At 70.1% G+C, this 26,715-nt stretch carries 19 protein-coding genes; 4 read left to right on the top strand and 15 right to left on the bottom strand.

Annotated features, from left to right (window positions below; translation table 11 throughout):
- Positions 1-79: 79 nt before the first annotated feature.
- Both OG230_RS26620 and nrdR read right to left on the bottom strand, forming a co-directional pair.
- Complete coding sequence (locus OG230_RS26620; protein WP_328906239.1) at positions 80-2,986, bottom strand: vitamin B12-dependent ribonucleotide reductase; 2,907 nt, start codon at positions 2,984-2,986, stop codon at positions 80-82.
- Between the two features lie 158 nt (positions 2,987-3,144).
- Complete coding sequence (gene nrdR, locus OG230_RS26615) at positions 3,145-3,657, bottom strand: transcriptional regulator NrdR (RefSeq protein WP_328906238.1); 513 nt, start codon at positions 3,655-3,657, stop codon at positions 3,145-3,147.
- Positions 3,658-4,156: 499 nt separating this feature from the next.
- Here nrdR and lexA point away from each other — a divergent pair, with 499 nt between their 5' ends.
- On the top strand, positions 4,157-4,954 hold the full coding sequence (gene lexA / locus OG230_RS26610) for a transcriptional repressor LexA (RefSeq protein ID WP_328906237.1): 798 nt from the start codon (positions 4,157-4,159) through the stop codon (positions 4,952-4,954).
- 91 nt (positions 4,955-5,045) lie between these two features.
- On the opposite strand, the gene OG230_RS26605 is transcribed toward lexA, so the two are convergent.
- Genes OG230_RS26605 through OG230_RS26585 form a run of 5 tightly spaced genes read right to left on the bottom strand, consistent with a single transcriptional unit; the run spans position 5,046 to position 13,095 of the window.
- Positions 5,046-7,016 (bottom strand): ATP-dependent DNA helicase, encoded by a 1,971-nt coding sequence (locus OG230_RS26605; protein WP_328906236.1) that lies wholly within the window; start codon positions 7,014-7,016, stop codon positions 5,046-5,048.
- A gap of 38 nt (positions 7,017-7,054) precedes the next feature.
- Positions 7,055-8,950 carry an IucA/IucC family protein gene (locus OG230_RS26600; RefSeq protein WP_328906235.1) on the bottom strand — a complete coding sequence of 632 codons (1,896 nt, stop codon included), beginning with the start codon at positions 8,948-8,950 and terminating at the stop codon, positions 7,055-7,057.
- Positions 8,951-9,010: 60 nt separating this feature from the next.
- Positions 9,011-9,736, bottom strand: a complete 726-nt coding sequence (locus OG230_RS26595; RefSeq protein WP_328906234.1) for a GNAT family N-acetyltransferase — start codon at positions 9,734-9,736, stop codon at positions 9,011-9,013.
- A 49-nt stretch (positions 9,737-9,785) separates the two neighbouring features.
- The gene (locus OG230_RS26590; RefSeq protein WP_328906233.1) at positions 9,786-11,675 is read right to left on the bottom strand and encodes an IucA/IucC family protein; all 1,890 of its coding nucleotides are present in this window, start codon (positions 11,673-11,675) and stop codon (positions 9,786-9,788) included.
- Between the two features lie 28 nt (positions 11,676-11,703).
- On the bottom strand, positions 11,704-13,095 hold the full coding sequence (locus tag OG230_RS26585; protein ID WP_328906232.1) for a diaminobutyrate--2-oxoglutarate transaminase family protein: 1,392 nt from the start codon (positions 13,093-13,095) through the stop codon (positions 11,704-11,706).
- A gap of 323 nt (positions 13,096-13,418) precedes the next feature.
- On the opposite strand from OG230_RS26585, the gene OG230_RS26580 reads away from it, so the two are divergent.
- On the top strand, positions 13,419-14,642 hold the full coding sequence (locus OG230_RS26580) for a trypsin-like serine peptidase (protein ID WP_328906231.1): 1,224 nt from the start codon (positions 13,419-13,421) through the stop codon (positions 14,640-14,642).
- A 144-nt stretch (positions 14,643-14,786) separates the two neighbouring features.
- On the opposite strand, the gene hflX is transcribed toward OG230_RS26580, so the two are convergent.
- The 6 genes from hflX to miaA form a co-directional block, all read right to left on the bottom strand.
- Positions 14,787-16,307 (bottom strand): GTPase HflX, encoded by a 1,521-nt coding sequence (hflX, locus tag OG230_RS26575; protein ID WP_328906230.1) that lies wholly within the window; start codon positions 16,305-16,307, stop codon positions 14,787-14,789.
- A gap of 182 nt (positions 16,308-16,489) precedes the next feature.
- Positions 16,490-17,941 carry a M1 family metallopeptidase gene (locus OG230_RS26570; RefSeq protein WP_328906229.1) on the bottom strand — a complete coding sequence of 484 codons (1,452 nt, stop codon included), beginning with the start codon at positions 17,939-17,941 and terminating at the stop codon, positions 16,490-16,492.
- A gap of 100 nt (positions 17,942-18,041) precedes the next feature.
- Complete coding sequence (locus OG230_RS26565; protein ID WP_328906228.1) at positions 18,042-20,189, bottom strand: RelA/SpoT family protein; 2,148 nt, start codon at positions 20,187-20,189, stop codon at positions 18,042-18,044.
- A gap of 140 nt (positions 20,190-20,329) precedes the next feature.
- Positions 20,330-21,202 (bottom strand): diaminopimelate epimerase, encoded by an 873-nt coding sequence (gene dapF / locus OG230_RS26560; protein WP_328906227.1) that lies wholly within the window; start codon positions 21,200-21,202, stop codon positions 20,330-20,332.
- 64 nt (positions 21,203-21,266) lie between these two features.
- Positions 21,267-21,704 (bottom strand): hypothetical protein, encoded by a 438-nt coding sequence (locus OG230_RS26555; protein ID WP_328911545.1) that lies wholly within the window; start codon positions 21,702-21,704, stop codon positions 21,267-21,269.
- 107 nt (positions 21,705-21,811) lie between these two features.
- Positions 21,812-22,750 (bottom strand): tRNA (adenosine(37)-N6)-dimethylallyltransferase MiaA, encoded by a 939-nt coding sequence (gene miaA / locus OG230_RS26550; protein ID WP_328906226.1) that lies wholly within the window; start codon positions 22,748-22,750, stop codon positions 21,812-21,814.
- A gap of 226 nt (positions 22,751-22,976) precedes the next feature.
- Between miaA and OG230_RS26545 the strand changes: the two genes are divergently transcribed.
- Positions 22,977-23,216: an antitoxin gene (locus OG230_RS26545; RefSeq protein ID WP_328906225.1), complete on the top strand. Its 240-nt coding sequence runs from the start codon at positions 22,977-22,979 to the stop codon at positions 23,214-23,216.
- Positions 23,217-23,283: 67 nt separating this feature from the next.
- On the opposite strand, the gene OG230_RS26540 is transcribed toward OG230_RS26545, so the two are convergent.
- Together OG230_RS26540 and miaB are read right to left on the bottom strand one after the other, a co-directional pair.
- Positions 23,284-24,003: a class III extradiol dioxygenase subunit B-like domain-containing protein gene (locus OG230_RS26540; RefSeq protein WP_328906224.1), complete on the bottom strand. Its 720-nt coding sequence runs from the start codon at positions 24,001-24,003 to the stop codon at positions 23,284-23,286.
- Positions 24,004-24,034: 31 nt separating this feature from the next.
- On the bottom strand, positions 24,035-25,555 hold the full coding sequence (gene miaB / locus OG230_RS26535; protein ID WP_328906223.1) for a tRNA (N6-isopentenyl adenosine(37)-C2)-methylthiotransferase MiaB: 1,521 nt from the start codon (positions 25,553-25,555) through the stop codon (positions 24,035-24,037).
- 131 nt (positions 25,556-25,686) lie between these two features.
- Between miaB and OG230_RS26530 the strand changes: the two genes are divergently transcribed.
- Positions 25,687-26,685, top strand: a complete 999-nt coding sequence (locus OG230_RS26530) for a TAXI family TRAP transporter solute-binding subunit (RefSeq protein WP_328906222.1) — start codon at positions 25,687-25,689, stop codon at positions 26,683-26,685.
- Positions 26,686-26,715 lie beyond the last annotated feature (30 nt).

Here is a 26,715-nt window from a genome sequence, read left to right as displayed (position 1 = left end):
CTCGGGGCGGTGGAACCGATGACTCGGTCCCACCGCCCCGAGCGGTGGCTTCACTCCCGGACGGACCGGGCGCCCTGGATCAGCTGCAGCCGCTGGTCGAGCCGCAGCCCTCGCAGATGTAGCAGGACCCGGCGCGCTGCATCTTCGTACCGCACGAGAAGCAGAGCGGCGCGTCCGCGCTGATACCGAGCTGCATCTCGACCAGCTCGGCCGAGGTGTGCGCCGTCTTCGGAGCCGGCTTCTCAGCCACCTCCTGCGGAGCCGCGACCGCCTTCAGGGGCTCCACCTGGAGAGGGGCGGACTGCGCGAGGCTCTCGATGTCGAGATCCTCGTCCTCGAGGGACGGCTCGTACGAACCGGTGTCGAGGTGGCGCTGACGCTCCTCCGCCGAGTGGATACCCAGCGCGGAACGCGTCTCGAACGGCAGGAAGTCCAGCGCCAGACGACGGAAGATGTAGTCGACGATCGACTGCGCCATCCGCACGTCCGGGTCGTCCGTCATACCGGCCGGCTCGAAGCGCATGTTGGTGAACTTCGAGACGTACGTCTCCAGCGGCACGCCGTACTGGAGACCGACCGAGACCGCGATCGAGAAGGCGTCCATCATGCCCGCCAGGGTCGAACCCTGCTTGGACATCTTCAGGAAGACCTCACCGAGACCGTCGTCCGGGTAGGAGTTGGCGGTCATGTAACCCTCGGCGCCACCGACCGTGAAGGACGTGGTGATGCCGGGACGGCCCTTGGGCAGACGCTTGCGGACCGGGCGGTACTCGACGACCTTCTCCACCGCGGTGCGGATGGTCTCCTCGGCCTTGGCGGTGACCTCGTCCTTCTTCTCCTCCCACTTCTTCGTGGAGAGGGGCTGGCCGACCTTGCAGTTGTCGCGGTAGATGGCGAGCGCCTTGACGCCCATCTTCCACGCCTCGAAGTAGACCTCTTCGACGTCCTCGACGGTGGCCGTCTCCGGCAGGTTCACCGTCTTGGAGAGCGCGCCGGAGATCCACGGCTGGATGGCCGCCATCATCCGGACGTGGCCCATCGCGGAGATGGAACGCTCGCCCATCGCGCAGTCGAAGACCTCGTAGTGCTCCTGCTTCAGACCCGGGGCGTCGATCACGTTGCCGCTCTCGGCGATGTGGGCGACGATCGCCTCGATCTGCTCCGGCTGGTAGCCGAGGCGGCGCAGCGCCTGCGGAACCGTGCCGTTGACGATCTGCATCGAGCCGCCGCCGACGAGCTTCTTGAACTTGACCAGCGCGAGGTCGGGCTCGAGGCCGGTGGTGTCGCAGGACATCGCGAGACCGATGGTGCCGGTGGGGGCGATGACCGACGCCTGGGCGTTACGGAAACCGTTCTTCGCTCCGAGGCGGATGACGTCCTGCCAGGCCTCGGTGGCGGCGGCCCAGATCGGCGAGTCCAGGTCGTCCACGTGCACGGCGGCGGCGTTGGCGTCGGAGTGCTGCTTCATGACGCGCTGGTGCGGCTCCGCGTTACGGGCGTAGCCGTCGTACGCGCCGACGACCGCGGCGAGCTCGGCGGAGCGCTTGTACGAGGTGCCGGTCATCAGCGACGTGATGGCGCCGGCGAGCGCGCGCCCGCCGTCGCTGTCGTACGCGTGGCCGGTCGCCATCAGCAGGGCGCCGAGGTTGGCGTAACCGATGCCCAGCTGGCGGTAGGCGCGGGTGTTCTCGCCGATCTTCTGCGTCGGGAAGTCCGCGAAGCAGATCGAGATGTCCATCGCGGTGATGACCAGCTCGACGACCTTGGAGAAGCGCTCGGACTCGAAGGACTGGTGGCCCTCGCCGTCGTCCTTGAGGAACTTCATCAGGTTCAGCGAGGCCAGGTTGCACGAGGTGTTGTCCAGGTGCATGTACTCGCTGCAGGGGTTCGAGCCGTTGATCCGGCCGGACTCCGGGCAGGTGTGCCAGTGGTTGATGGTGTCGTCGTACTGGATGCCGGGGTCGGCACAGGCCCAGGCCGCCTCGGCCATCTTGCGGAAGAGGGACTTGGCCTCGACCTCTTCGATGACGTCACCGGTCATCCGGGCGCGCAGTCCGAACTTCCCGCCGGTCTCCACGGCCTTCATGAACTCGTCGTTCACGCGGACCGAGTTGTTGGCGTTCTGGTACTGGACGGACGTGATGTCGTCGCCGCCCAGGTCCATGTCGAAGCCCGCGTCGCGCAGGGCGCGGATCTTCTCCTCCTCCTTGACCTTGGTCTCGATGAAGTTCTCGATGTCGGGGTGGTCGACGTCGAGAATGACCATCTTGGCCGCGCGGCGGGTGGCCCCACCGGACTTGATCGTTCCGGCGGACGCGTCGGCGCCGCGCATGAAGGAGACCGGGCCGGAGGCGTTGCCGCCGGAGGAGAGCAGCTCCTTGGAGGAGCGGATTCGGGAGAGGTTCAGGCCGGCACCGGAGCCGCCCTTGAAGATCATGCCCTCTTCCTTGTACCAGTCGAGGATCGACTCCATGGAGTCGTCGACGGCCAGGATGAAGCAGGCGGAGACCTGCTGCGGCTGGGGCGTTCCGACGTTGAACCAGACCGGGGAGTTGAAGCTGAAGATCTGGTGCAGGAGGGCGTACGCCAGCTCGTGCTCGAAGATCTCGGCGTCCGCGGGAGAGGCGAAGTAGTTGTAGTCCTCACCGGCCTTCCGGTACGTCTTCACGATCCGGTCGATCAGCTGCCGCAGACCGGTCTCGCGCTGCGGGGTGCCGACGGCACCCCGGAAGTACTTGCTGGTGACGATGTTGACCGCGTTCACCGACCAGAAGCCGGGGAACTCGACGCCACGCTGCTCGAAGTTGATCGAGCCGTCGCGCCAATTGGTCATGACGACGTCACGGCGCTCCCACGTCACCTCGTCGTACGGATGCACGCCGGGGGTGGTGTGAATACGCTCGATACGCAGACCCTGCCGATTCGCAGTCGACTTGGTGCCCTTGGTGCGGGAACCTCGTGCCGGGCCGCTCGCCGTCTCTGTCATGCCGCCTCCCATATGTGGGCAAAAACGCCCTGAAGTGCCCAGTTCTTCCCAGGGCACAGTGTGTGTCTGATGTTCCGGACGCCGCTCGCAGCGTCGGGAACAGGTCGTGTATCGCCCTGCCTTCGGCCGGCCCGCCTCAGCCGGCCGGCCGGTGCCGATCAGTCGGCGGCGACGGCGGGCACGGGGACCTCAAGGGTCTCGCCGCTCCCGCGTTCCTTCGTGGGAGGCCGCTGTTCGCGTAGTTCCACGATGGCGGCCTCGAAGTCTTCGAGTGAGTTGAACGCCCGGTAGACGGACGCGAACCGCAGGTACGCGACGAGGTCGAGTTCCTGCAGGGGGCCGAGTATGGCCAGACCCACGTCGTGGGTGGTCAGCTCGGCGCTACCGGTGGCACGCACCGCCTCCTCGACCCGCTGGCCGAGCTTGGCGAGTGCGTCCTCGGTGACGGGCCGCCCTTGGCACGCCTTACGGACACCGGAAATGACCTTGGTACGACTGAAGGGTTCCGTCACGCCGCTGCGCTTGACCACCATCAGCGAACAGGTCTCCACCGTCGTGAAACGGCGGGAGCAGTCGGGGCACTGGCGGCGCCGTCGGATCGACGTGCCGTCGTCAGTGGTGCGACTGTCGACGACCCTGCTGTCGGGGTGCCTGCAGAAGGGGCAGTGCATGGCTCCCAACCCTCCTTCACAGCACGACTGAATAGCCTCCCCAGGTCCGTCACGGACCCTTCGAAGCAGGCTCAAGCATAGGCGATCGCCGCTCCCTGGTAGACCAGGGACCACAACTTCTGGGCGACTGGAGCAATCCAACCACTAGATCTAGGGTTTCGCCGCACTTTCGGCCCTAGCGCGTGTCGCGCCTCGGGGCCGCCGCGGCAGCAGACAGCCAGGCATGAGGGTACGCGAAACGCGCGGCTCCCCCGATGCCGGGGCGCCGGGTGGCAGACTGGCGCGGGCACCCCTGGGAGCGGCCCCCCGCACACACGCCGGGGAACCGCGGGCGCTACCGTAATGATCCGAATTGCCGGTCGCCCACAGAGCGCCCATACACCCCGTCTTAAGCCCTCGGCGGGCCTTTATTTGTTTTTCACTCGAACGTGTGTTTGGCGCAACCTTTCGAAAGCTACTACCGTTGTCCAACTAGGGAGAACATTCGAGAGGGGCCGACGTGACCACCACCGCAGACAGCGCCACCATCACTGCCCAGGACCACCGCTCCCAGAGCCGACTTGAGCCGGTGCATGCAATGAATGACTCAGTCATGAACACGGAGGGGCAGGAGCCCGCGCGTCCCGCGCGTTCCCTGCCCGGCCGCCCACCAGGAATCCGGGCGGACAGCTCCGGGCTCACGGACCGGCAGCGGCGGGTGATCGAGGTCATTCGCGATTCGGTTCAGCGCCGAGGGTACCCGCCCTCGATGCGGGAGATCGGCCAGGCGGTGGGGCTGTCCAGCACGTCGTCCGTCGCTCATCAGCTGATGGCTCTGGAGCGCAAGGGCTTCCTGCGCCGCGACCCCCACCGGCCCCGTGCCTACGAGGTCCGCGGTTCGGATCAGCCCAGCACCCAGCCGACCGACACGACGGGCAAGCCCGCCGCTTCGTACGTCCCGCTGGTCGGCCGGATCGCGGCCGGTGGCCCGATCCTCGCCGAGGAATCGGTCGAGGACGTCTTCCCGCTCCCCCGCCAGCTGGTGGGCGACGGAGAGCTGTTCGTCCTCAAGGTCGTCGGTGACTCGATGATCGAGGCCGCGATCTGTGACGGCGACTGGGTCACGGTCCGGCGCCAGCCGGTCGCGGAGAACGGGGACATCGTGGCGGCCATGCTGGACGGCGAGGCCACGGTCAAGCGGTTCAAGCGCGAGGACGGTCACGTGTGGCTCCTGCCGCACAACTCCGCGTACCAGCCGATCCCCGGCGACGAGGCCACCATTCTCGGCAAGGTGGTGGCGGTGCTGCGGCGGGTCTGAAGCCCGCCGAATCCGACCGGACCCCGGGATCTACTGCGCCGATCCCGGGGTCCTGCCATGCCCGCCCGCGCCGCGTCTCTCTCCGGAACGCCTACCGCCCGTCGGCCTTCGCGGCGGCATCGATGGCCGCAAGCGAGCGCCGAGCCTGATTGCGGTCGGTGGTGTACCAGAAGTCGGGCAGGGAGGCGCGCAGATAGCTTCCGTACCGCGCGTTGGCCAAGCGGGGGTCGAGCACGGCGACCACGCCCTTGTCGCCCGTGGCCCGTACGAGCCGACCGGCTCCCTGAGCCATCAGCAGCGCGGCATGCGTCGCCGCAACCGCCATGAATCCGTTGCCACCCGCCTCTTCGACCGCCTTCTGGCGAGCGCTCATCAGCGGGTCGTCGGGCCGGGGGAACGGAATCCGGTCCATGATCACGAGCTGGCAGCTCGCTCCCGGGACGTCGACGCCCTGCCAGAGCGAGAGGGTGCCGAAGAGGCACGTCTCCGGATCGGCCGCGAAGTTCTTGATCAGCTCGCCGAGCGTCTCCTCGCCCTGCAGGAGGATCGGCTTGCCGAGCCGGCCCCGCAGCTCCTCGGCAGCGGCCTGGGCCGCACGCATGGAGGAGAACAGTCCGAGGGTCCGGCCGCCCGCAGCCTCGATGAGCTCGGCGAGCTCGTCCAGCATGTCGGTACGGGAACCCTCCCGCCCGGGTGTGGCCAGATGACGGGCGACATAGAGGATGCCCTGCTTCGGATAATCGAAGGGGGAACCGACGTCGAGGCCCTTCCACTGCGGAATGTCGTCGCCCGCGGTGCCTTCCGGAGCAAGCCCCAGGGAAGCCCCGACCCCGTTGAAGTCCCCGCCGAGTTTCAGCGTCGCGGAGGTCAGGACGACCGAACGCTCGGCGAAGAGCTTCTCGCGGAGCAGCCCCGACACGGAGAGCGGCGCGACCCGCACGGACGCCCCGAAGCGGTCGTGCCGCTCGTACCAGACGACGTCGTACTCGGAGCCCTGGGTGATGCGCTCGGCCACGCCGTGAATGGTCTCGACCGAGGCCATGGCCTGCTTGCGGACCGCGTCCTCGTCCTGGACCGACTTGTCCCGCGTGGACCCCAGGGCGGAGATCACCGTACGCGCGGCGTCCCGGAGCGCCATCAGCGCATAGCCCAGGTCCTCGGGGACTTCTTCGAGGCGACCCGGAAGCGCCAGCTCCATGACCCTCTCGAAGCCCTCCGACGCGGTCTGGAGCGCGTCGGCGGCCTTCTCGTTGACCAGCTTGGCCGCGCGGCGCACGGCGCGGTTCACCTGACCGGGGGTGAGCTCCCCCGTGGCCACACCCGTCACCCGGGACACCAGCTCGTGGGCCTCGTCGACGATCAGCACCTCGTGCTGCGGGAGCACCGGGGCGCCCTCGATGGCGTCGATGGCGAGCAGGGCGTGATTGGTGACGACCACGTCGGCGAGCTTGGCCCGCTCACGGGCCATCTCGGCGAAGCAGTCGGCGCCGTACGCGCACTTCGTCGCCCCGAGGCACTCCCGGGAGGACACGGAGATCTGTGCCCAGGCCCGGTCGGAGACGCCGGGCGTGAGGTCGTCCCGGTCTCCGGTCTCCGTCTCGTCCGACCAGTCCCGCATGCGCAGCAGGTCCTGCCCCAGCTTGCTGGAGGGCGCAGCCGCCTCGAACTGGTCGAAGAGGCCGTCCTCCTCCTCCTGCGGGACACCCTCGTGGAGCCGGTGCAGACAGAGGTAGTTCGAACGCCCCTTGAGCATCGCGTACTGGGGCCGGCGGCGCAGGAGCGGATGCAGCGCGTCGACCGTACGCGGAAGGTCCCGCTCCACGAGCTGCCGCTGGAGCGCGAGGGTCGCTGTGGCCACCACGACGCGCTCCCCGTGCGCCAGCGCGGGCACCAGGTAGCCGAGGGACTTGCCGGTGCCGGTGCCGGCCTGGACCAGCAGATGGGATTGATCATCGACAGCCTCGGCAACGGCCTCGGCCATGGTGACCTGGCCAGGCCGTTCCGTACCGCCCACGGCAGTCACGGCGGCATGGAGGAGTTCGGGGAGGGATGGCTTCGTCATAGCCCGACCACCCTACGGCGCGCCACTGACAACGGCGATCACTCCCGGACTCGGGCGGTGGGATGGAGAGGGTTGGGCACCGTGCCGTGGACGGCGGCGTGCGGGCGCCGCGGCCGGTCCCGGTAGCCGTCCAGATGCAGACGGTTGCGGTTGAGACAGAGGCGCTCGATGCGTGGCGTCAGCATGTCGAACATCTCGAACCGGTCCTTGAGCTCGGGGAACCGGGCGTGATGGCGAAGGATTTCCGCCCGGACTAGTGACCAGAATTCGCCCTCCGGAACTCCCAGCTGCTCCTCGCACAGAGGAGAGAGATAGCGGAAGACCCCGACGAACAGCCCGGAGTGGATGAACTGGGTGAGGAAGGAGGGGCTCTCCGTCAGCAGGATGCGGCGCACGTCCTCCGGCATGCTGTCGTGCTCGGGCAGGGGCTGCGCGCTGATGTTCACATCGTCGACGAAGTCCTTGATCGCGAGACGTACCGGCACGTCCTGGTCGTCGAAGACCACGATGGCGTTCTCGCCGTGCGGCGAGAAGACCGTGCCGTAGCGGTAGAGGAAGTGCAGGAGCGGAGGGAGCATCGCGGCGAAGAGCCGCGTGAGCCACGCGGTGGGCGTCAGTCCCGACCGGGCGACCAGCTCCGCGACGAACGCACGGCCTTGCGGGTCGGTGTGTAACAGCGAGGCCAGCGTGCGGGCCCGCTCGCCGGGTGCGAGCCGCGGATCCAGGGGCTCACGCCAGATCGCGCCGAGTATCTCCTTGAACTGGTAGGGCGTCTCGGGGAGACGGTCGTAGAGCGGGTGCTCGACGGCCACCGAGGCGACCTCCCCGAGGAGGATGACGCCGCAGGTGTCCCGGAGAAAGGGGTCGGACTCGCACCGTCCCTGGACCCAGGCGGTGACCGCGGGCGCCGCCAGCGTGCGCTCGGTGGGCAGACCGCGCCAGACGAGGGTGTTGAGGATCGACAGCGGCAGCTTGACCGTGTGCCGGTCCTTCCGCGCCACGTTGGTGAACGTACGGATGGACTGCTGCGGCAGCCGCAGGTCGTCGTCGGCGTGCAGCGGCACGATGTCGCCGTCCGCGATCGCCGGGGCGAAGTGCGGCACGATCCACTCGTCCCACTGCCAGGGATGTACCGGGAGGAACAGGTACTCCAGGGGGTCGAGACCGCGGGTGCGCAGAGCGGCGGCGAAGGACGCACGGACGGACGGGTCCAGCTCCTGGGCGTACAGGTGATCGGGGGTGGCGAGGCGCGGCACCGCGCGGTAGCCCGCGATGCGGGTGCTGACGGCGATCCAGGGCAGGCGGACCGCTCGGCGGGCTTCGGGCGCGAAGCGGGCCGCGTCCTCGGCGGAGAATCCGAGACGCCCCTTGTTGGCGACGAGCCAGGGATGACCGGTCTGGTGGCCTTCGAGCTCGGCGTAGTCGAGCTCGGCCAGGCGCGCCGCGCTGAGCGCGGTGTGGTCGAGCCGGACGTCGGCGGCGAGCGTGTTGGTGAGCTCGCGGATGAGGTGCCCCAGCGTGGCGCCGTCGATTCCCAGGAGCCGGTGGGCGCGGGCGAGGAACTGCAGGGGGTCGCGGAAGGGCCGTTCCACGGCGGGCAGCTCGGCGGTCCGTACGCCGGCCTGCTCAGGGGCCGGTCCGCCTGCGGCCACGGCCTCGCGCTCGACGATCGACCCGGCGTCGACGCACCAGCTGCCGTAGACGCCGCGACGGGCCCGGAAGCACAGGGTCGCGCCGTCGTCGAGCGGGAGGGAGTAGGTGCCGCCCGCCTCGTCCGGCGCGGTCGGTGCGATGACCTCCTCGTAGGCGAACTCACCGAGCATCTTCGCGAGCAGCCGGGCCGCGGCCCGGTCCCAGCCCGTCCGGTGCAGTTCCGGAGTGCTGTGCAGCGCGTAGGGCTCCGCCGAGTCATGGCTCGCGGGATATTTCGGCACGGGGACTCCTCCGGGTGGAACCGATGGGGTTCGAGCGGTGTATGTAAGTCAGCGAGCTGTTCACAGCTGGGCACGGTGGGCGCGGTCGCGAACCATCAAAGCGGCTCGTTTGTCCGGCAGTTCGATCTCCGCCGAGAAGCGGAATCCGGCGCTCAGGAAGGCTGAGACGGAGGGGGTGTTACGCATGTCCGGTTCGGCCACCACGCGTGCGCACAGGGGGAGATGGTCGAGTACGAGGTCGGAGACGGCGCGGAGCAGAGTGGTGCCCACGCCGCGGCCCCGGTTGGTGACGCCACCGATCAGGAGGTGGATACCCGTGTCATGGGGCCGGGCCGGGTAGTGGCGTGCCAGTGGGTCCAGGTCCGCCCGGTAGATCTCCCAGTAGCTCATGGGCATGCCGCCCAGGACACCGAGACAGGGCACGCTGCGTCCGTCTCCCTCCAGTTGCGGCCGGAGGTGGTCCGCGGTGACGGATTCGGACCCGGCGAGTTCCCAGAACGCGGCCACTGCGGGGTCGTTCATCCAGCGGCTGATCAGCGCGAGATCGCGCTCCAGCCGCACCGGGACCAGCTGGAACACACCGGCGGAGGTGGTGACGGGACGCCAGGCCGCGGGGTCACCGAGCAGGTCGGAGACGGTCGGCCGCGTGGTGGGTGCTGCTGTGTCGTCGGCGAACAGAGCGAGAAGTTCCTCGGAGAGCCGCAGGTCAAGGGTGTCTTCGGCGCCCGTGACGCTTTCTTGGGCGGCGCCGGTTCCGGTGTCCGTGTGCGCATCGGCCGGAGGCACGTGACGCCCTCCTCTCGTGGGTTCAGGTGGCCATGTCGTTCGGGATCTTTCAGGGACGGAGGGGGTTGGCGATGGCGACGTAGACGGACTGGGTGTCGACCGGGCCCACGAGCTCGTCGAGGCCGTGCAGCCGGGTCAGCAGGTTGGCCTTGCAGCGCAGTTGTGGTGTCTCCAGCAGGTACGTGGGCAGCGGGGAGCCGAGGCCCGAGACTCCGTCGAGGAAGCGGCGGAACGCGGCGAGAAGCACCTGCTCGTCCGCGAGGCGCTGCGCGCCGAACGCTCCGATGAGACCGAGGACGTTGTTGATGCCGAGGTAGTAGGCGAAGCGCTCGTCGGTGACGGCGTCCGGTACGAAGGTGTCGCTGCGTTCGCCGATACCGGGAAGCCTGCGCTCGAGTGCGGTGCGGTGCGACTCACGGAAGTAGTAGCCCTGGTTGTCCCGGTACCGGCCGCCGGTGGGCCAGCCGTCGGGGTCGAGCAGCACCAGCGTGTTCTGCTGGTGGGCTTCGAGGGCGACGCCGGCCGTGGCGTCGAGCCACAGCACAGGCCGTACGACTCGGTCGAGGTAGCGCAGGAACCACTCGGCGGAGACCGCCTCCCTGGTCCTGCCGGTGCCTGCGGCCAGCTGCGAGACGCATTCGGCCAGCCGCGAGTGCATGCCGGTGCGGCCCGGCCAGGGGCGCGGGGCCGTGAGTCCCGCGATGCACACCGCGTCGTCGCCCGGGCCGAACGGGTTGTGCCGGAGCATCACATCGAGTCCGGGGACGGGGCTGCCGTCCGGGGAGTCGACGGCCAGCCAGGCGGGGTCACGGACGATGTCGAAACCGGGATGCGCCGTGTGCCACTGCTCGGCGAGACCGCTGCGGAGCAGCCGGTGGACCTCCGCCCCCCGGTGGAGCTCCTTGCGGAGATTCTCACGACGGGAGTTGGTGATGCGTACGCCCAGGGACAGTTTGAGCATCAGGTCGGATCCGGGCCGGTGCACGGTGCGGACGGAGGACGTGGGGTGCCAGGGCTCGCCGTGCGTGCCGAGGTCGTGGAGGAGACCTGCCTCGACCAGCGCGCCGACCTCCGGGCGGCGCAGCAGTTCGTCGGCCTGCCAGGGGTGGAGCGGCAGGGGAACGGAGTTGCCGGGGAGGCGCAGCCCGTCGGCATGCGGTGCGACGAGCTCTTCGGCGGATACGGGGCGGCCTCCCTGCGTCCAGGCCGATTCGGTGGCCAGTACGGACCGGTCGACGGCCATCCAGCGCAAGGGGAAGGAGCCGTGCAACTCGGGTGAGTAGAGACGGGCTTCGGCCTCGGACAGACCTTCGCGGCTCTTGGGGGTGGGATGTAGTGGGTGGCCGAGGAGCAGGGACTGCTCGGCGGTGAGGAACAGGTCGATGTCGGCGGGCCCGTCGGGTGTGCGTCGCCGTTCCTCGATGAACACGGCCGTGTGCCGTACCGAATCAGCGACCCTGGCCACCAGGTCGGAGCCGGCGTTCCGGTCGGACTCGCGGCCCAGGAGTGCCGCGAGGGTGACGGCATCGACGGAAGGGGCGCACTCGGGCGCGGTCTCCAGGGCGGGTGCGCCGAAGCGGTGCCAGCCGGTGGCGGACCAATAGAGGACGGGGACGAGCAGTGCGGTGCCACTGGCGGGGAGCGGAATGCGCAGGGTGGCCCGGTCCGGCCGGGGAAGGTCGTTCTCCCGGGCCCAGCAGCGCAGCAGGTTCTCGGTGCCCGCCGCGTCGGCGGACCTGAGGGGGTCCGGGTGGTCGAGGTAGTCCTCGTGCACCGTGCCGGTGGGTGAGCCGGCGGAGGTACGCCGGTCTCCGCGGGGCGGGACCTTCTGACGCGGCACGGTCGTCGCCTCGACTGCCAGAGGGCTGTCCGGTCCGTCCTGCCCGGGGTACGGGCTGGTGAGAGGGCCGTCGGCCTCGGGCGCGGGGATGGGGTTCACGGCGGTCTTCCTTACGAGGGGTCCGGGATCAGTGCTGCGGCCCGGCAGTGGCCCGACGGTGCGGCGAGCGTTCTGCGGCTGCCAGTGCGTCGGCGAGGCGGTCGACTACCGCTGTCGCCTGTTCGTCGGTGAGAGTCAGGGGAGGGAGCAGACGTACGACGGCGGAGTGGCGTCCGCCGAGTTCGACGATGAGGCCACGGTTCAGGCATTCCTGCTGGACGGCGGCGGCGAGGACCGGGTCGGCCGGCGGGGCGCCGGGGCGCTCGGACCGGCCGACGAGCGGGGCGGCTTCGGGATCGACCAGCTCCATCCCGATCATCAGTCCGCGGCCCCGGACGTCCCCGATGCTCGGATGGTCCTCGCGCAGCGCCCGGAGACGAGCGAGCATCCGGGCACCCAGCGTCGCGGCGCGTTCGGCGAGCCGGTTCTCGCGCACGTACTTGAGCGTGGCCGCGCCGGCCGCCATGGCGAGTTGGTTGCCGCGGAAGGTGCCGGCGTGCGCGCCGGGCTGCCAGAGGTCCAGCTCGGACCGGTAGACGATCACCGCGAGGGGGAGGGAGCCGCCGATGGCCTTGGAGAGCACCATCACGTCGGGCACGATGCCGCTGTGTTCGACCGCCCAGAAGGCACCGGTCCTTCCGACTCCGGTCTGCACTTCGTCGGCGATCAGCGGAATGGCACGCGCTGCGGTGATCTCACGCATACGCCTCAGCCAGCCGTCGGGGGCGGGATTCACCCCGCCCTCGCCCTGTACGGGTTCCACGATCATCCCGGCCGGGGCGGGCACCCCTGCCTTCGGGTCGTCGAGGAGTTGCTCCGTCCAGTGGGCGCCGATGTCGGCGCCGCGCTCCCCGCCCACGCCGAACGGGCAGCGGTAGTCCTGCGGGAAGGGGAGCCGTGTCACCTGTACGTCCGGGGCGCCGCCCGATGCCGCCAGCGCTCCGGACGTCATCCCGTGGTAGGCGCCGGTGAAGGCCAGCAGGCCGCTGCGGCCGGTCGCGGCGCGGACCAGTTTGAACGCGGCCTCGACCGCGTCCGTGCCGGCGGGCCCGCAGAACTGGATCCGGGCGTTGTCCGCGAACTCCCGCGGCAGCGTGGCGAACAGCTCGGTGGTGAAGGCGTCCTTGACCGGAGTGGCGAGATCGAGCACATGGAGAGGAGCGCCCGAGTCGATGACCTTCCTGATCGCTTCGAGGACCACCGGGTGGTTATGACCGAGCGCCAGAGTGCCGGCCCCCGACAGACAGTCGAGATAGCGCCGCCCGTCCGCACCTTCGATGGTCAGGCCCCGGGCGCGAACGGGCACGATGGGCAGCGACCGCGCGTAGGTACGTGCCGCCGATTCGCGCTGTGACTGCCGCCGCAGAATTCCCTCGTGGGCAGCGGGCGGTGCCACCGGAGCTGGTTCGGTCACGGCCACGGCTGTTGATCCTCCTGCTGTCACAGTTGCGTTGCACGTCAGTACGTTGCCCCCGGGGTGGGGCCGTGACGGTGAACGCTGCCCGGGTGTCCCCCGTACGTACCAACGACGCCGGGCGCGGAGGATCACGGGTAAATCGGAAGATCCTTGCGGAGACGGAACCGTGGCCCTGCCGAGCGCCGTCCCCATCGGCACCGGCATAGTGGGGCCCGCACTCGGGGCCGGGGCAGTCCTGCCGGCGTCCCGGGCGTGTGCCACGCGATACCACTCGCCGAAGCGCCTTACTGAAGTAACGAACGACGAAGTCCCAGGGGGATCACCACATGCGACCCATTCGCCCGACCGATGCCGCACGCCGTGGGAGGAGCGCACGTCGCAAGCTCTCCCCCGTGCTCGCCGCAGCGTCCCTGGCCACCGTTCTGGCCCTCACGGCCACCGCCTGCGGCCCGGGCGAGGACGACGCGGCCGACAAGCCGAACAGCTCCGCCGGCCAGGCGTCCGACGACAAGATCACCATTCCGGACGACTTGAAGGACCGGCTCAAGGAGCACGGGATCGACCTCGACCAGTGGAAGGACGGCGAATGGAAGAACTGGGACAAGGACAAATGGCTGCGTGAGGCGAAGGACTTCGTCAATCCGATCATCGAGGACCTCTGGGACCCGGACCGGATGCGGGATGCCGACAAGTCCCCGGAGAAGCCCGTCGACAACGACATCTCGGGCGACGACGGCGTGACGGATCCGACGCCGGTCCCGGTCCGCGCCGCCCCCGTGGCGACGCCGTACCACGACAACGCGCCGGAGTCCGGCAAGCTCCTCTTCGACGGACCCGAAGGTTCGATGGTCTGCTCCGCGACCGTCGTGAAGGACCCCGCGAACCCCGGCAAGTCCAACATGGTGTGGACCGCCGGGCACTGCGTGCACGCGGGCAAGAACGGCGGCTGGTACCGCAACATCGCCTTCGTCCCGGCGTACAACAACGGCGGGAAGTCGGTCGCCGAGCTCGAGAACGCGTCCAAGGAGCAGATCGCTCCGTACGGCGTGTGGTGGGGCCAGTGGGCCCAGACCTCCGAGGAGTGGATCGCCCAGGGCGCCCCGGTCGGCGGTCAGGGTGCCCCGTACGACTTCGCGGTCCTGCACGTGACGCCGGAGAAGGGTTCCACGGGCAAGTCCCTGGAGGAGACCGTCGGTTCGGCTCTTCCGGTCGAGTTCAACGCCCCGGCCGTGCCCAAGATCGCCGAGATGACGGCGACCGGCTACCCGGCCGCTCCGCCGTTCGACGGTCAGAAGGCGCTCCAGTGCAAGGACAAGCCGGGCCGCCTCTCGGTCTTCCAGGGCGACCCGACGATGTACCGCATCGGGTGCACGATGACCGGCGGCTCCTCCGGCGGCGGCTGGGTCGCGGCGGGCCAGGACGGCAAGCCCGCACTGGTCTCGAACACCTCCATCGGTCCGGTGACGGCGGGCTGGCTGGCCGGTCCGCGTCTCGGCCCGGAGGCCAAGGGTGTCTACGACTCGGTCAGTGAGAAGTACGCCGGTCAGTAGCCGCGGATGACGGTCTGACGGCCGCTCGTACCAAGCCGCCGGACGCCGCATGCCGAAGGCCCGGTCCCCCTCGTGGAGAGGGGGACCGGGCCTTCTGGCCGTTCAGTGACGCCGCGCTTCGGTCACGCGGTGCTTCCGTACGCCTCAGCTCGTCGCGGGGACGAACGCCGAGAGGTCGGAGGCCAGTTCCTCGTGGACCCGCGCCTTGAGCAGCGTGCCTTCCGCGGTGTGTTCCTCGGAGAGCACCTCGCCCTCGGCGTGCACCCGGGAGACGAGTCCGCCCTGGGTGTAGGGAACGAGTGCCTCGATCTCGACGGACGGCCGCGGCAGTTCCGAATCGATCAGCGCGAGCAGTTCGTCGATACCGGCGCCGGTCCGCGCCGATACGGCGATCGCGTGCTTCTCGATACGCAGCAGCCGCTGCAGCACGACCGGGTCGGCCGCATCCGCCTTGTTGATCACCACGATCTCGGGTACGTCGAGCGCACCGACTTCGCGGATCACTTCACGCACCGCGGCGAGCTGCTCCTCCGGCACCGGGTGGGAGCCGTCCACCACGTGCAGGATCAGGTCGGATTCACCGACCTCCTCCATGGTGGAGCGGAACGCCTCGACGAGGTGGTGCGGCAGATGCCGTACGAACCCGACGGTGTCGGCCAGTGTGTAGATCCGGCCGCTCGGCGTCTCGGCCCGGCGCACGGTCGGGTCCAGGGTGGCGAACAGCGAGTTCTCCACGAGGACGCCCGCACCGGTGAGCCGGTTGAGCAGCGAGGACTTGCCGGCGTTGGTGTATCCGGCGATGGCGACCGAGGGCACGCGGTTGCGCCTGCGTTCCTGCCGCTTGATCTCGCGGCCGGTCTTCATCTCCGCGATCTCCCGGCGCATCTTCGCCATCTTCTCGCGGATCCGGCGCCGGTCCGTCTCGATCTTGGTCTCACCGGGACCACGGGTGGCCATGCCGCCACCGCCGCTGGAACCGCCGCCGCCCATCTGACGGGAGAGCGACTGACCCCAGCCGCGCAGTCGCGGCAGCATGTACTGCATCTGTGCCAGCGAGACCTGCGCCTTGCCCTCTCGGGACTTGGCGTGCTGGGCGAAGATGTCCAGGATCAGGGCGGTGCGGTCGACCACCTTGACCTTGACGACGTCTTCCAGGTGAATCAGCTGACCGGGGCTGAGCTCACCGTCGCAGACGACGGTGTCGGCCCCGGATTCGAGAACGATGTCGCGCAGTTCGAGTGCCTTGCCGGAACCGATGTAGGTCGCCGGGTCGGGCTTGTCGCGCCGCTGGAACACGGCGTCCAGCACCTGGGCACCGGCCGTCTCGGCGAGCGCCGCGAGCTCCGCGAGCGAGATCTCCGCGTCGTGGACGGTCCCGGAGGTCCAGACACCGACCAGCACCACGCGCTCAAGGCGCAGCTGTCGGTACTCGACCTCGGTGACGTCCTCCAGCTCGGTGGAGAGACCCGCCACACGGCGGAGCGCCGCACGCTCCGAGCGGTCCAGCTGGTCGCCGTCCCGCTCTCCGTCGATCTCGTGGCTCCAGGCGACGTCCTCTTCCATCAGGGCGTCGGCCCGAAGACCCTCGGTGAGGCTTTCGGTGCCATTCTCCGTAGCGCTCTGCGCCTTCTGCGCGTCCTGGGGAAAGGAAGAAGAGGAGGTCATTGGATCCTTACGTCGATGAGAGTCGCTTATGTCAGTCACAACGCGTGACCTCGCCGGATGATTCCCGTGCCGGGATTCCCGGCCGGCCGCCGCGCCGACCCGTTGATAGTGGCATGGCCCCGGCGGCGTCGTCACTCGGGTTTACCGGTGCGCCGCGACGCACTTCCCGGCCCGCGCACGGCTCACGGAGCCTTGGGCGTCTCGCTGCGCCAGTCCGGGTGCCCCGGCATGGGCGGAGTCTTCTTCCCGTACAGCCACGCCTGGAGGAAGGCCGTCAGGTCGCGTCCCGCGATCTGCGAGGCGAGCCCGGTGAAGTCCGCAGTGGTCGCGGATTCGTCCTTGTGCCGCCGTACCCAGGTCCGTTCCAGCCGGTCGAACGCTTCGGTGCCGATCTCCTCCCGCAGGGCGTAGAGGACGAGCGCGCTTCCGTCGTACACCACCGGCCTGAAGAGGCTGATCTTCTGGCCGGGGGACGGGGCGTCGGGGTGAGCCGGCGGGCCTCCGGCGGCCCGCCAGGCGTCGGACCGCGCGTACGCCTGGCGCATCCGGCGTTCCAGCGGCTGCTTGGCGTGCTCCTCCGCGTACCGGGCCTCGTACCAGCTGGCGTGTCCTTCGTTGAGCCACAGGTCGGACCACGACTTCGGGGAGACGCTGTTGCCGAACCACTGATGGGCCAGCTCGTGGACCATGATCGAGTCGACGTACCACTCGGGATAGCCGGGTTCGGTGAACAGGGACCGCTCGAAGAGCGAGAGCGTCTGGGTCTCCAGCTCGAAGCCGGTCTCCGTGTCGGCCACGAGCAGCCCGTACGTCTCGAACGGGTACCGGCCGACCTGCCGCTCCATCCAGGCCATCTGCGCCGGAGTCTTCTTCAGCCAGGGCTCCAGCTCCTCCCGGTCCGCGGCCGGCACCACGTCGCGCAGCGGCTGTCCGTCCTGTCCGGTGCGCCGCAGGACCGCGGAACGGCCGATGGACACCTGGGCGAGCTCGGTGGCCATCGGGTGCTCGGTGCGGTAGGTCCAGGTGGTCGTCGCGCCGCGGCTCCGTGTGGAGACCGGCAGACCGTTGGCCACGGCCGTCAGCTGCTCGGGGGCGGTGATCCGGAAGGTGAAGTACGCCTTGTCGGCCGGGTGGTCGTTGCCGGGGAAGACGCGGTGCGCGGCGTCGGCCTGGTTGGCCATGGCCAGACCGTCGGCGGTGCGCAGCCAACCGCCGTCGGCCCGGCTGCCGTTCGGGTCACTGGTGTGCCGGACCGTGAGGTGCAGCGGCACCCCGGCGGGGAGTGCGGCGGGTGCCTGGACGATCAGGTCCTCGCCCTTCGTGTCGAACTCGGAGGCCAGTCCGTTCACTTCGACGGCGCTGACCTCGCCCCGCGAGAAGTCGAGGTTGACGCGCTCCAGCGGCGCGGTGGTCCTGGCCTCGATCTTGGTGACCGCGTCCAGGGGCTTGGTGTTGCTGCCGTGATACGTGAGGGCGATGTCGTACGAGAGGACGTCGTACCCGGGATTGCCGAGCTGGGGGAAGAGCCGGTCCCCGATGCCGAGCGGCTCGGGCGCGGGGAGGGTGGCGGCGACGAGGGTGGCCGAGGCGGTGGCCAGCAGGGCGGCGCGCAGTCGACGGGAGATGAGCGGCATGGACTACGGCTACCAGCGACGGTCCACTCCGTCGGGGTGCCGCGCGCCGCACCACCCGAACGAGGTCTTCCGGGGGCAGGACGGGGAGGGCGTGCGGGCGTCAGGTGGCGGAGGCCCGGTGCTGGGCGCGGCTCACGTCGTACACGCCGGGCACGTCCCGCATGGCCCGCATGAGGCCGGGCAGCCCGGCGGCGTCGGGGATCTGCAGGGTGTAGGTGTGCCGGACCCGCTGCTCGGTGGGGGGTTCCACGGTGGCGGAGACGATGGCGGCGTCGGCCGCGGCGATGGCTTCGGTGAGGTCGGCGAGGAGTCTGGGCCGTCCGAAGGATTCGGCGACCAGGGTGACCCGGCACTCCCCCGCGTCCGGCCAGTCGCCCTCGTCGTTCCAGCGGACCACCACCGGCGGCCGTCCGGCGGCCTGCATACGGCCCACGGCCGGGCACTCCTGGCGGTGGACGGTGACGGCGCCGCCGCGCACGGTGAAGCCGGTGACCTCGTCCGGCGGTACGGGAGTGCAGCAGCCCGCGAGCCGTACGGCTGTTCCCGGCCCGTCCACGGCGACGCTCGCCGCGCGTGCGCCTTGCCTGCTCCGGGCGGGAGACGCCTCGTCCGTCGGCTGGTGCTGGGGCTGCGGCCTCGGGGCATCGGGCTGGCCGACGGCCCCCTGTGCGTCGTCCGGATGGGCGTCGAGCCAGCCCGTGATCGCGATCCGGGCGGCGGCGGTGCGGGCGTGGTCGAGCCAGTCGGGAGAGGGTCCGGACGCGGCGTCCCGGCTGAGCAGCGGCTGCACGGTGTCGCCGTCGCTGAGTACGGTGCTGAGCGTGGCGAGCCGGCCGTTGACGCGCGCTCCGATGCATCCGTGCGCCTCGTCGCCGTACTGCGCGTAGGCGGCGTCGACACAGCTGGCGCCCGCGGGAAGTCCGAGCGTGCCGCCCTCGGTGGAGAAGACCGTGATCTCCCGGTCCTGGGCCAGGTCGGCGTGGAGCGTGGTCCAGAACGTGTCCGGGTCCGGGGCGGACTCCTGCCAGTCGAGGAGCCGGGAGAGCCATCCCGGCCGGGTCGGGTCGGCGCGCTCCCCGTCCGCGGGTTCGGCCTGCTGGACCGGGGCGCTGTCCGGGGTGTACGGGTTCCCGAGTGCGACGACGCCGGCTTCGGCGACCTTGTGCATCTGGTGCGTACGGATGAGGACTTCGGCGACCGCGCCGTCCGGGCCGACGACGGCGGTGTGCAGCGACTGGTACAGGTTGAACTTGGGGGCCGCGATGAAGTCCTTGAACTCGGAGATCACGGGCGTGAAACACGTGTGCAGTTCACCGAGGACCGCGTAACAGTCGGCGTCCTCGGCGACCAGGACCAGCAGGCGCCCGAAGTCGGTTCCGCGCAGCTCGCCGCGTTTGATCCTGACGCGGTGCACGGAGACGAAGTGGCGTGGCCTGATCAGGACTTCGGCGGTGATGTCCGCGTCCCGGAGCGTCGTCCTGACGCTTTCCGCGATCTCGGTCAGGGGGTCCTCGGCGCCGCCGGACCCGGCGATCAGAGCCCGGGTGTGTTCGTACTCCTCCGGATGCAGGATCGCGAAGACGAGGTCTTCCAGCTCGGTCTTGAGCGCCTGCACGCCGAGGCGTTCGGCGAGGGGGATGAGCACGTCGCGGGTGACCTTGGCGATCCTGGCCTGTTTCTCGGGGCGCATCACCCCGAGCGTGCGCATGTTGTGCAGCCGGTCGGCGAGCTTGATCGACATCACCCGGACGTCGTTCCCGGTGGCGACCAGCATCTTGCGGAAGGTCTCGGGCTCGGCTGCCGCCCCGTAGTCGACCTTCTCGAGTTTGGTGACTCCGTCGACGAGGTAGCAGACCTCCTCGCCGAACTGCTCCCGGACCTGATCGAGGGTCACCTCGGTGTCCTCCACGGTGTCGTGGAGGAGCGAGGCCGTCAACGTCGTCGTCTCGGCGCCGAGTTCGGCGAGGATCAGGGTCACGGCGAGCGGGTGCGTGATGTACGGCTCGCCGCTCTTGCGCATCTGGCCGCGGTGCGAGGACTCCGCCAGGACGTAGGCCCTGCGCAGGATGGTGAGGTCGGCGTCCGGATGGTGGGCGCGGTGGGCGTCCGCGACATGACCGATGGCATCGGGCAGCCGGTCGCGGGAGACCGGGCCGAGCAGCGCGACCCGGCCGATCCGGCGGAGATCGATCCGTGGACGGCCCCGCCTGCGAAGGGGAGCACCTGGATTGGTGGCCTCTGCACTCATGGGGCACCTCCGGCAACGTCGACCGGCGGTGAGAAGGCGCGGATGCGTCCCCGGGCCGGTGCTTGATGCTACCGACCCCACCACGTGGCGCAGTCCGCCTCTCGCTCAGCGTGAAACGGATCACCCATTCGAGCGAAGCTCTAGCCGATCACTGTTTCGAGCCAGGCGGGTTCGATGAACCCTTCGGCGACGATCACGGCGGGTCCGGTCATCTCGATCCCGCCGTCCGGGTGCTCGGTGATCACCAGCGTCCCGCCGGGCAGATCCACGGTGTACGTCACGGGGCTGCCGGTGAGCGCGGGGTCCGCGCCGTCCCTGCGGGCCGCGGCGACGGCCACGGCGCAGGCTCCCGTACCGCAGGAACGCGTCTCGCCGGAGCCGCGCTCGTGCACGCGCATGGCGACGTGGCGGGGTCCGCGGTCCACGACGAACTCGATGTTGACGCCGTCGGGGTAGACCGCGGCGGGGGTGAACTCGGGCGCGGAGTACAGGTCGCCCGCGTGCGCCAGGTCGTCGACGAACGCGACGGCGTGCGGATTGCCCATGTTCACGTTGTCGGCGGGCCAGCTGCGGCCGTCCACGGCCACCGTGACGCGCTCGTCCGGGAGCAGGGCCCGCCCCATGGAGACCGTGATGTCGCCGCTCTTGGCGATGTGGACCTGCTTGACGCCGCCGCGTGTGGCGACGGCGAGGTCGCCCTCCTCGACGAGGCCGGCCTGCTTCAGATGGTGGGCGAAGACCCGGACGCCGTTGCCGCACATCTCGGCGACCGAGCCGTCCGCGTTGCGGTAGTCCATGAACCACTCGGCCACCGGGGCCATGGCCTGCGCCTCCGGGTGCGCGGCGGACCGTACGACATGCAGCAGACCGTCGCCGCCGATGCCCGCCCGGCGGTCGCAGAGCCGGGCGACGACGGACGCGGGCAGGTCGATGCGGTTGTCGGGATCGGGAACGATCACGAAGTCGTTCTCGGTGCCGTGACCCTTGAGGAAGGCGATCTGCGAGGTACTCACAGGGCAACTGTACGAGGCGGCACCGACAGCCCGCGAAGGCGGACCGCGCGAACAGGGTGTCGCGTCAGCGGAGCCGTGCCACGCGCCAGACGGCGAGCGCGACCAGACCGGTGCACACGGCGACGTACAGCGCGATCACGCGCCAGTCGGGACGCTCACCGGAGCCCCTGGCGGGCAGGCCGGGCCAGGTGTGGCCGACCCGGCGGGCGGCCATCATGCCCCAGCCGGCCGCGCAGCAGCTGATCAGCAGGCCCAGCATGGCCACGATGGCCCCGCCGTCGCCGAACTCGAACGCGAGCGGGAAGGCGAACATCAGGGAGCCGAGCGCGGCGAGCATGATGATCGGCGCGAGCTGCCAGATACGCAGACGGCGTGCGGGGCGCAGCTCGACCTCGACCTCGGGGGTCACGTCGAGCTCGTCGGGCCCGTCGGGGCTCAAGCGTCCCGCCTCGTGCTGCGCATCCGGTGCGTCCTGCTCTGTGTCGCGAGGGCCGGCCTCCATCGCCACGCGCCCTCCCAACTCGGACTCCACTGGTCGATCGATGCTCGATGATGGCACGCTCCCGGGCACCGAAATGACGGGCAGAGCGTCCCGATGCCATCACGTGATCAGGCTGTAACCGCTCGTTCGACCAACGCCAGCGCGAGGTCCGGGAGTTCCGTACGCCGATCGGCGGCGCCACTCAGCCACCGGACGCGTGGGTCGCGGCGGAACCAGGAGTCCTGGCGGCGTGCGAAGCGCTTGGTGGCACGCACGGTCTCGGCGCGCGCCTCGTCCTCGGTGCACTCGCCCGCGAGGGCCGCGAGCACCTGCTGGTAGCCGAGTGCGCGGGAGGCGGTCCGCCCCTCACGCAGTCCCTTCGCCTCCAGGCCACGCACCTCGTCGACGAGCCCGGCGTCCCACATCCGGTCGACGCGGACGGCGATCCGCTCGTCGAGCTCGGGGCGTCCTACGTCCACACCGATCTGTACGGCGTCGTAGACCGCTTCGTCACCGGGGAGGTTCGCCGTGAAGGGCTTGCCGGTGATCTCGATGACTTCGAGGGCGCGCACGATGCGGCGCCCGTTGCTCGGCAGGATGACACGGGCGGCCTCGGGGTCCGCGGCGGCGAGCCGGGCGTGCAGCGCTCCGGAGCCGTTCCGGTCGAGGTCCTCTTCCAGCCGGGCCCGCACCTCGGGGTCGGTGCCGGGGAACTCCAGGGCGTCGATGGCTCCCTTGACGTAGAGCCCGGAGCCGCCGACCAGGACGGGGGTGCGGCCCTCGGCCAGCAGCCGGTCGATCTCCGCGCGGGCCAGCCGCTGGTACTCGGCGACGCTGGCCGCCTCGGTGACGTCCCAGATGTCGAGCAGCCGGTGCGGGACGTCGCCGCGCTCGGGGAGCGTCAGCTTCGCCGTGCCGATGTCCATCCCGCGATAGAGCTGCATGGAGTCCGCGTTGACCACTTCGCCGCCGAGCTGCTGGGCGAGAAATACTCCCAGATCGGACTTTCCGGCAGCGGTGGGGCCTACGACGGCGATGACGCGGGGGGCGGGAGCTGGTCTTCTCACCGGCCCAGTCTCCCAAACACGGAGACCCTTCCCGACCGGGCCGCGCGCGAAGCCCTCTGTCGGGGAGGCTCCTCACGCACGAGTAAAATGTTGTACAAATATGTAGTACATGTATTGCCTCGCGGCTCTCATCAGCTCCGTTCCGTCGAAGAGTCGGCGGACAGCAGCGGATAATGGGGCCGCAGAACACGCCCGAGCACAGTCCCCACTGCACGGAAGGTGACCCATGGGTTTCCTGGACAACCTGAAGGCCAAGCTCGCTCCGGCCAAGGACAAGGTCGGCGACCTCGCGCACCAGCACGGGGGCAAGATCGAGCAGGGTCTCGACAAGGCCGCGCGCACGGTCGATCAGAAGACCAAGGGCAAGTACAGCGACAAGATCGTGACCGGCACCCAGAAGGCCAAGGACGCCGTGGACCGCCTGGGCAACAAGGACGAGGGCGGCACCAAGCGGCCGACCGCCTGACCTGGTCGTGACGGACTGACACGAGGGGCCCGGAGCGCATGCGCTCCGGGCCCCTCGTGTCAGTCCGTCACGACCAGGAGGCGACCGTGTAGCCGACCCCGTACGGGGCATCCGCGTACAGCAGCTGTCCGCCCAGCCCCGCCCCCTCGGCTGCCCCGGCAAGGACCTGCCAGGGCGCCCGGCCGGCCGCCTTGAGCGTGTACGCCAGCGAGGCGTCGAGCGAGCCCAGGGCGGCGAGATCCGCTTCGCCCAGCGCCCGGGTCACCGCCGTGTCGAAGTCCACGGCCCGCTCGTCGAGGTAGCCGGGGGCCTTCACCGTGCGGCAGGCGCTTCCGTCGCCCATCACCAGCAGCGCGACGCGGTCCGCCCGCGCGGCCAGCTCCTTGCCGGCCAGGGCGCAGCCGTCGGCCGGAAGCCGTTCTCCCACGCCGAGACCCTCCACGGGGGCGTCGGCCCACCCCGCCCGCTCCAGCAGCCACGCTCCGACGGCCAGCGGGACCGGAAGGCGGCGGCCCGCGGGCAGCGAGTCACCGGGCAGGGTCCCGAGCCGTACGGAGAGGTCCACGCCGAACCCCTCGAAGGAACCGGTCGCTCCGGTGGGATGCGGCCCTTCCCCGGCGGGTTCGGCAACCCCCACGACGACCAGCAGGTCGGGGCGGGCAGCGGCGAGCACTCCCAGGGCGTCGACGCACGCGGTCCGGGCGGCGTCCAGCTCGGACGCCGCTCCGGCGGCGACCTCGGGAACCAGGAGCGGCGGGCAGGGGCAGACGGCGGCAGCGACAAGCATGCCGGTCAGCGTACTGCGAAGCGCCCCGGCGTCAGTCGCAGCCGCAGCCGGGGGCGGAAGCGGCCGGCAGCGGGGCCGGGGCGCCGATGCCGGGCAGACCCAGCATCACTCCGGCGGGCTTGGCGGCGGCTGCGGCGGTACGCGCCTCCCAGGCGTCACCGGAACGCGTCCGGCGCACACCGAGGGGGGCACCCTCGGCGAGCAGGTGGTGCGGAGCCGCGTACGTGATGTCGACCGTCACCACGTCACCGGGGCGCACCTCCTGGGAGGGCTTGGTGAAGTGGACCAGGCGGTTGTCGGGCGCCCGGCCGGAGAGGCGCTGCGTGGAACCGTCCTTGCGACCCTCGCCCTCCGCCACCATGACGTCCAGGGTGCGGCCGACCTGCTTCTTGTTCTCCTCCCAGGAGATCTCCTCCTGGAGGGCCGACAGGCGCATGTACCGCTCCTGGACGACCTCCTTGGGGATCTGGTCCTCCATGTCGGCGGCGGGCGTCCCGGGGCGCTTGGAGTACTGGAAGGTGAAGGCGTTCGCGAAGCGTGCCTCGCGGACCGCGTGCATGGTCTGCTCGAAGTCCTCCTCGGTCTCGCCGGGGAAGCCCACGATGATGTCGGTCGAGATGGCGGCGTCCGGCATGGCGGCCCGCACCTTCTCGATGATCCCGAGGAAACGCTCCTGCCGGTAGGAGCGGCGCATCGCCTTGAGGATCGTGTCCGAGCCCGACTGCATGGGCATGTGGAGCTGCGGCATCACGTTCGGGGTCTCGGCCATCGCGGCGATCACGTCGTCGGTGAAGTCGCGCGGGTGCGGGGACGTGAAGCGGACGCGCTCCAGACCCTCGATGGCGCCGCAGGCACGCAGCAGCTTGGAGAACGCCTCGCGGTCGCCGATGTCGGAGCCGTACGCGTTCACGTTCTGGCCGAGCAGGGTCACCTCGGAGACGCCCTCGGAGACGAGGGTCTCGATCTCGGCCAGGATGTCGCCGGTACGGCGGTCCTTCTCCTTGCCGCGCAGCGCCGGGACGATACAGAAGGTGCACGTGTTGTTGCAGCCGACGGAGATCGACACCCATGCGGCATAGGCGGACTCACGCCGGGTGGGGAGCGTGGAGGGGAACGCCTCCAGGGACTCGGCGATCTCGACCTGCGCCTCTTCCTGGACGCGGGCGCGCTCCAGGAGGACCGGGAGCTTGCCGATGTTGTGCGTTCCGAAGACGACGTCGACCCAGGGGGCCCGCTTGACGATGGTGTCGCGGTCCTTCTGCGCGAGGCAGCCGCCGACCGCGATCTGCATCCCGGGGCGCTTGGTCTTCATCGGCGCCAGCCGGCCGAGGTTGCCGTAGAGCTTGTTGTCGGCGTTCTCCCGCACCGCGCAGGTGTTGAAGACGACGACGTCGGCGTCACCGTCGGCGTCCGCGGGCGCACGGACGTATCCGGCGTCCTCGAGGAGCCCCGACAGCCGTTCCGAGTCGTGGACGTTCATCTGGCACCCGTAAGTGCGTACCTCGTAGCTTTTCTTGACGTCCACTGCTTCGCTCCGGTTGCCGCTGCTCATGCGACAAGGGTAGGCGGTACCGGGAATGCCCCGTGCCGCCGCAGTCCCGGCACGGGATCCCGGAGCCCCCGCACCGCTGCCCCGGAAGCCTGGGCCTGGCCATTACGGGGAGTGGCTGGCAGGATCGCGCCATGCTCTCCGTACTGTCCCGATTCGACCGACGACGCACCCTTCGGGGGGGCGCGGCCGTCGCGGTCGTCCTGGGACTGGTGCTGTGGTGGGTGCTGCCCCTCGGGGAGTCCTCTCCCACGGGCTCGCTGACCTTCTCCACCGGCGTACGCAGCGGGGTCTACCAGCGCTACGGCGAGCGGCTCGAAGGCGCGCTGGCCAAGGACATGCCCAAGGTCTCCATACAGCTGCAGACCAGTGAGGGCTCCCAGCAGAACATCGAGCGGGTGGCGACGGGGAAGGCGGACTTCACCATCGCGACCGCCGACGCCGTCGCGACCTTCATGCAGAACGGCCGGGCCGGTGCTCAGCGTCTGCGTGCCTGCGCCCGGCTGTACGACGACTACGTCCAGCTGATCGTGCCCCGGGACTCGGGGGTGCAGAAGGTCGCCGACCTGAAGGGGAAGCGGGTGGGTGTCGGGCAGCCCGGATCGGGTGTGAGGCTCGTCGCCGACCGGCTGATGAACGCCGCGGGCCTCGACCCGGCCAAGAGCATCACCCCCGTACCCGTCGGCATCGACACGATGCCGACCCGGCTGGCGAACGGCACGCTCGACGCCTTCTTCTGGTCCGGCGGCCTGCCGACCAATGCCGTGCAGGAACTCTCGGAGCGCTTCTCCATCCGGCTGGTGCCGCTGGAGGACCCGCTGATCAGCCGGCTCCAGGGAGCCGGCGGATCGACCCGGTACTACCGCTCGGCCGTGATCCCGGCGGATGCCTATCTCAACGCCCAGCAGGGGCAGATCGTGCCGACGGTCGCGGTGGCCAATCTGCTGGTCACCACGGACCGCACGGACCCCGCGATGACCGAGGCGTTCACCCGGACCGTGATCGACAGCCGCGACCGCATAGGCAGCGAGGTGCACTCGGCGCAGGTGGTGGATCTGCGCACGGCGATCTACACCGATCCGCTGCCGCTGCACGAAGGGGCCAGGCGCTACTACCGCTCGGTCAAGCCGTAGGCCCCGCTCCGGAGGCCGCCGCGACCGCCC

This window comes from Streptomyces sp. NBC_00234, assembly GCF_036195325.1.
Lineage (GTDB): Bacteria > Actinomycetota > Actinomycetes > Streptomycetales > Streptomycetaceae > Streptomyces.
The sequence above is the reverse complement of the archived record's forward strand: the minus strand, read 5'-3'. Positions and strand labels throughout refer to the sequence as shown.

Bases quoted from the DNA above. Each gene is read 5' to 3' on its own strand.
- OG230_RS26620 (WP_328906239.1), bottom strand. From the start codon at position 2,986: ATGACAGAGACGGCGAGCGGCCCGGCACGAGGTTCCCGCACCAAGGGC.
- nrdR (WP_328906238.1), bottom strand. From the start codon at position 3,657: ATGCACTGCCCCTTCTGCAGGCACCCCGACAGCAGGGTCGTCGACAGT.
- OG230_RS26605 (WP_328906236.1), bottom strand. From the start codon at position 7,016: ATGACGAAGCCATCCCTCCCCGAACTCCTCCATGCCGCCGTGACTGCC.
- OG230_RS26580 (WP_328906231.1), top strand. From the start codon at position 13,419: ATGCGACCCATTCGCCCGACCGATGCCGCACGCCGTGGGAGGAGCGCA.
- hflX (WP_328906230.1), bottom strand. From the start codon at position 16,307: ATGACCTCCTCTTCTTCCTTTCCCCAGGACGCGCAGAAGGCGCAGAGC.
- OG230_RS26570 (WP_328906229.1), bottom strand. From the start codon at position 17,941: ATGCCGCTCATCTCCCGTCGACTGCGCGCCGCCCTGCTGGCCACCGCC.
- OG230_RS26565 (WP_328906228.1), bottom strand. From the start codon at position 20,189: ATGAGTGCAGAGGCCACCAATCCAGGTGCTCCCCTTCGCAGGCGGGGC.
- OG230_RS26555 (WP_328911545.1), bottom strand. From the start codon at position 21,704: ATGGAGGCCGGCCCTCGCGACACAGAGCAGGACGCACCGGATGCGCAG.
- OG230_RS26545 (WP_328906225.1), top strand. From the start codon at position 22,977: ATGGGTTTCCTGGACAACCTGAAGGCCAAGCTCGCTCCGGCCAAGGAC.
- OG230_RS26540 (WP_328906224.1), bottom strand. From the start codon at position 24,003: ATGCTTGTCGCTGCCGCCGTCTGCCCCTGCCCGCCGCTCCTGGTTCCC.
- miaB (WP_328906223.1), bottom strand. From the start codon at position 25,555: ATGAGCAGCGGCAACCGGAGCGAAGCAGTGGACGTCAAGAAAAGCTAC.
- OG230_RS26530 (WP_328906222.1), top strand. From the start codon at position 25,687: ATGCTCTCCGTACTGTCCCGATTCGACCGACGACGCACCCTTCGGGGG.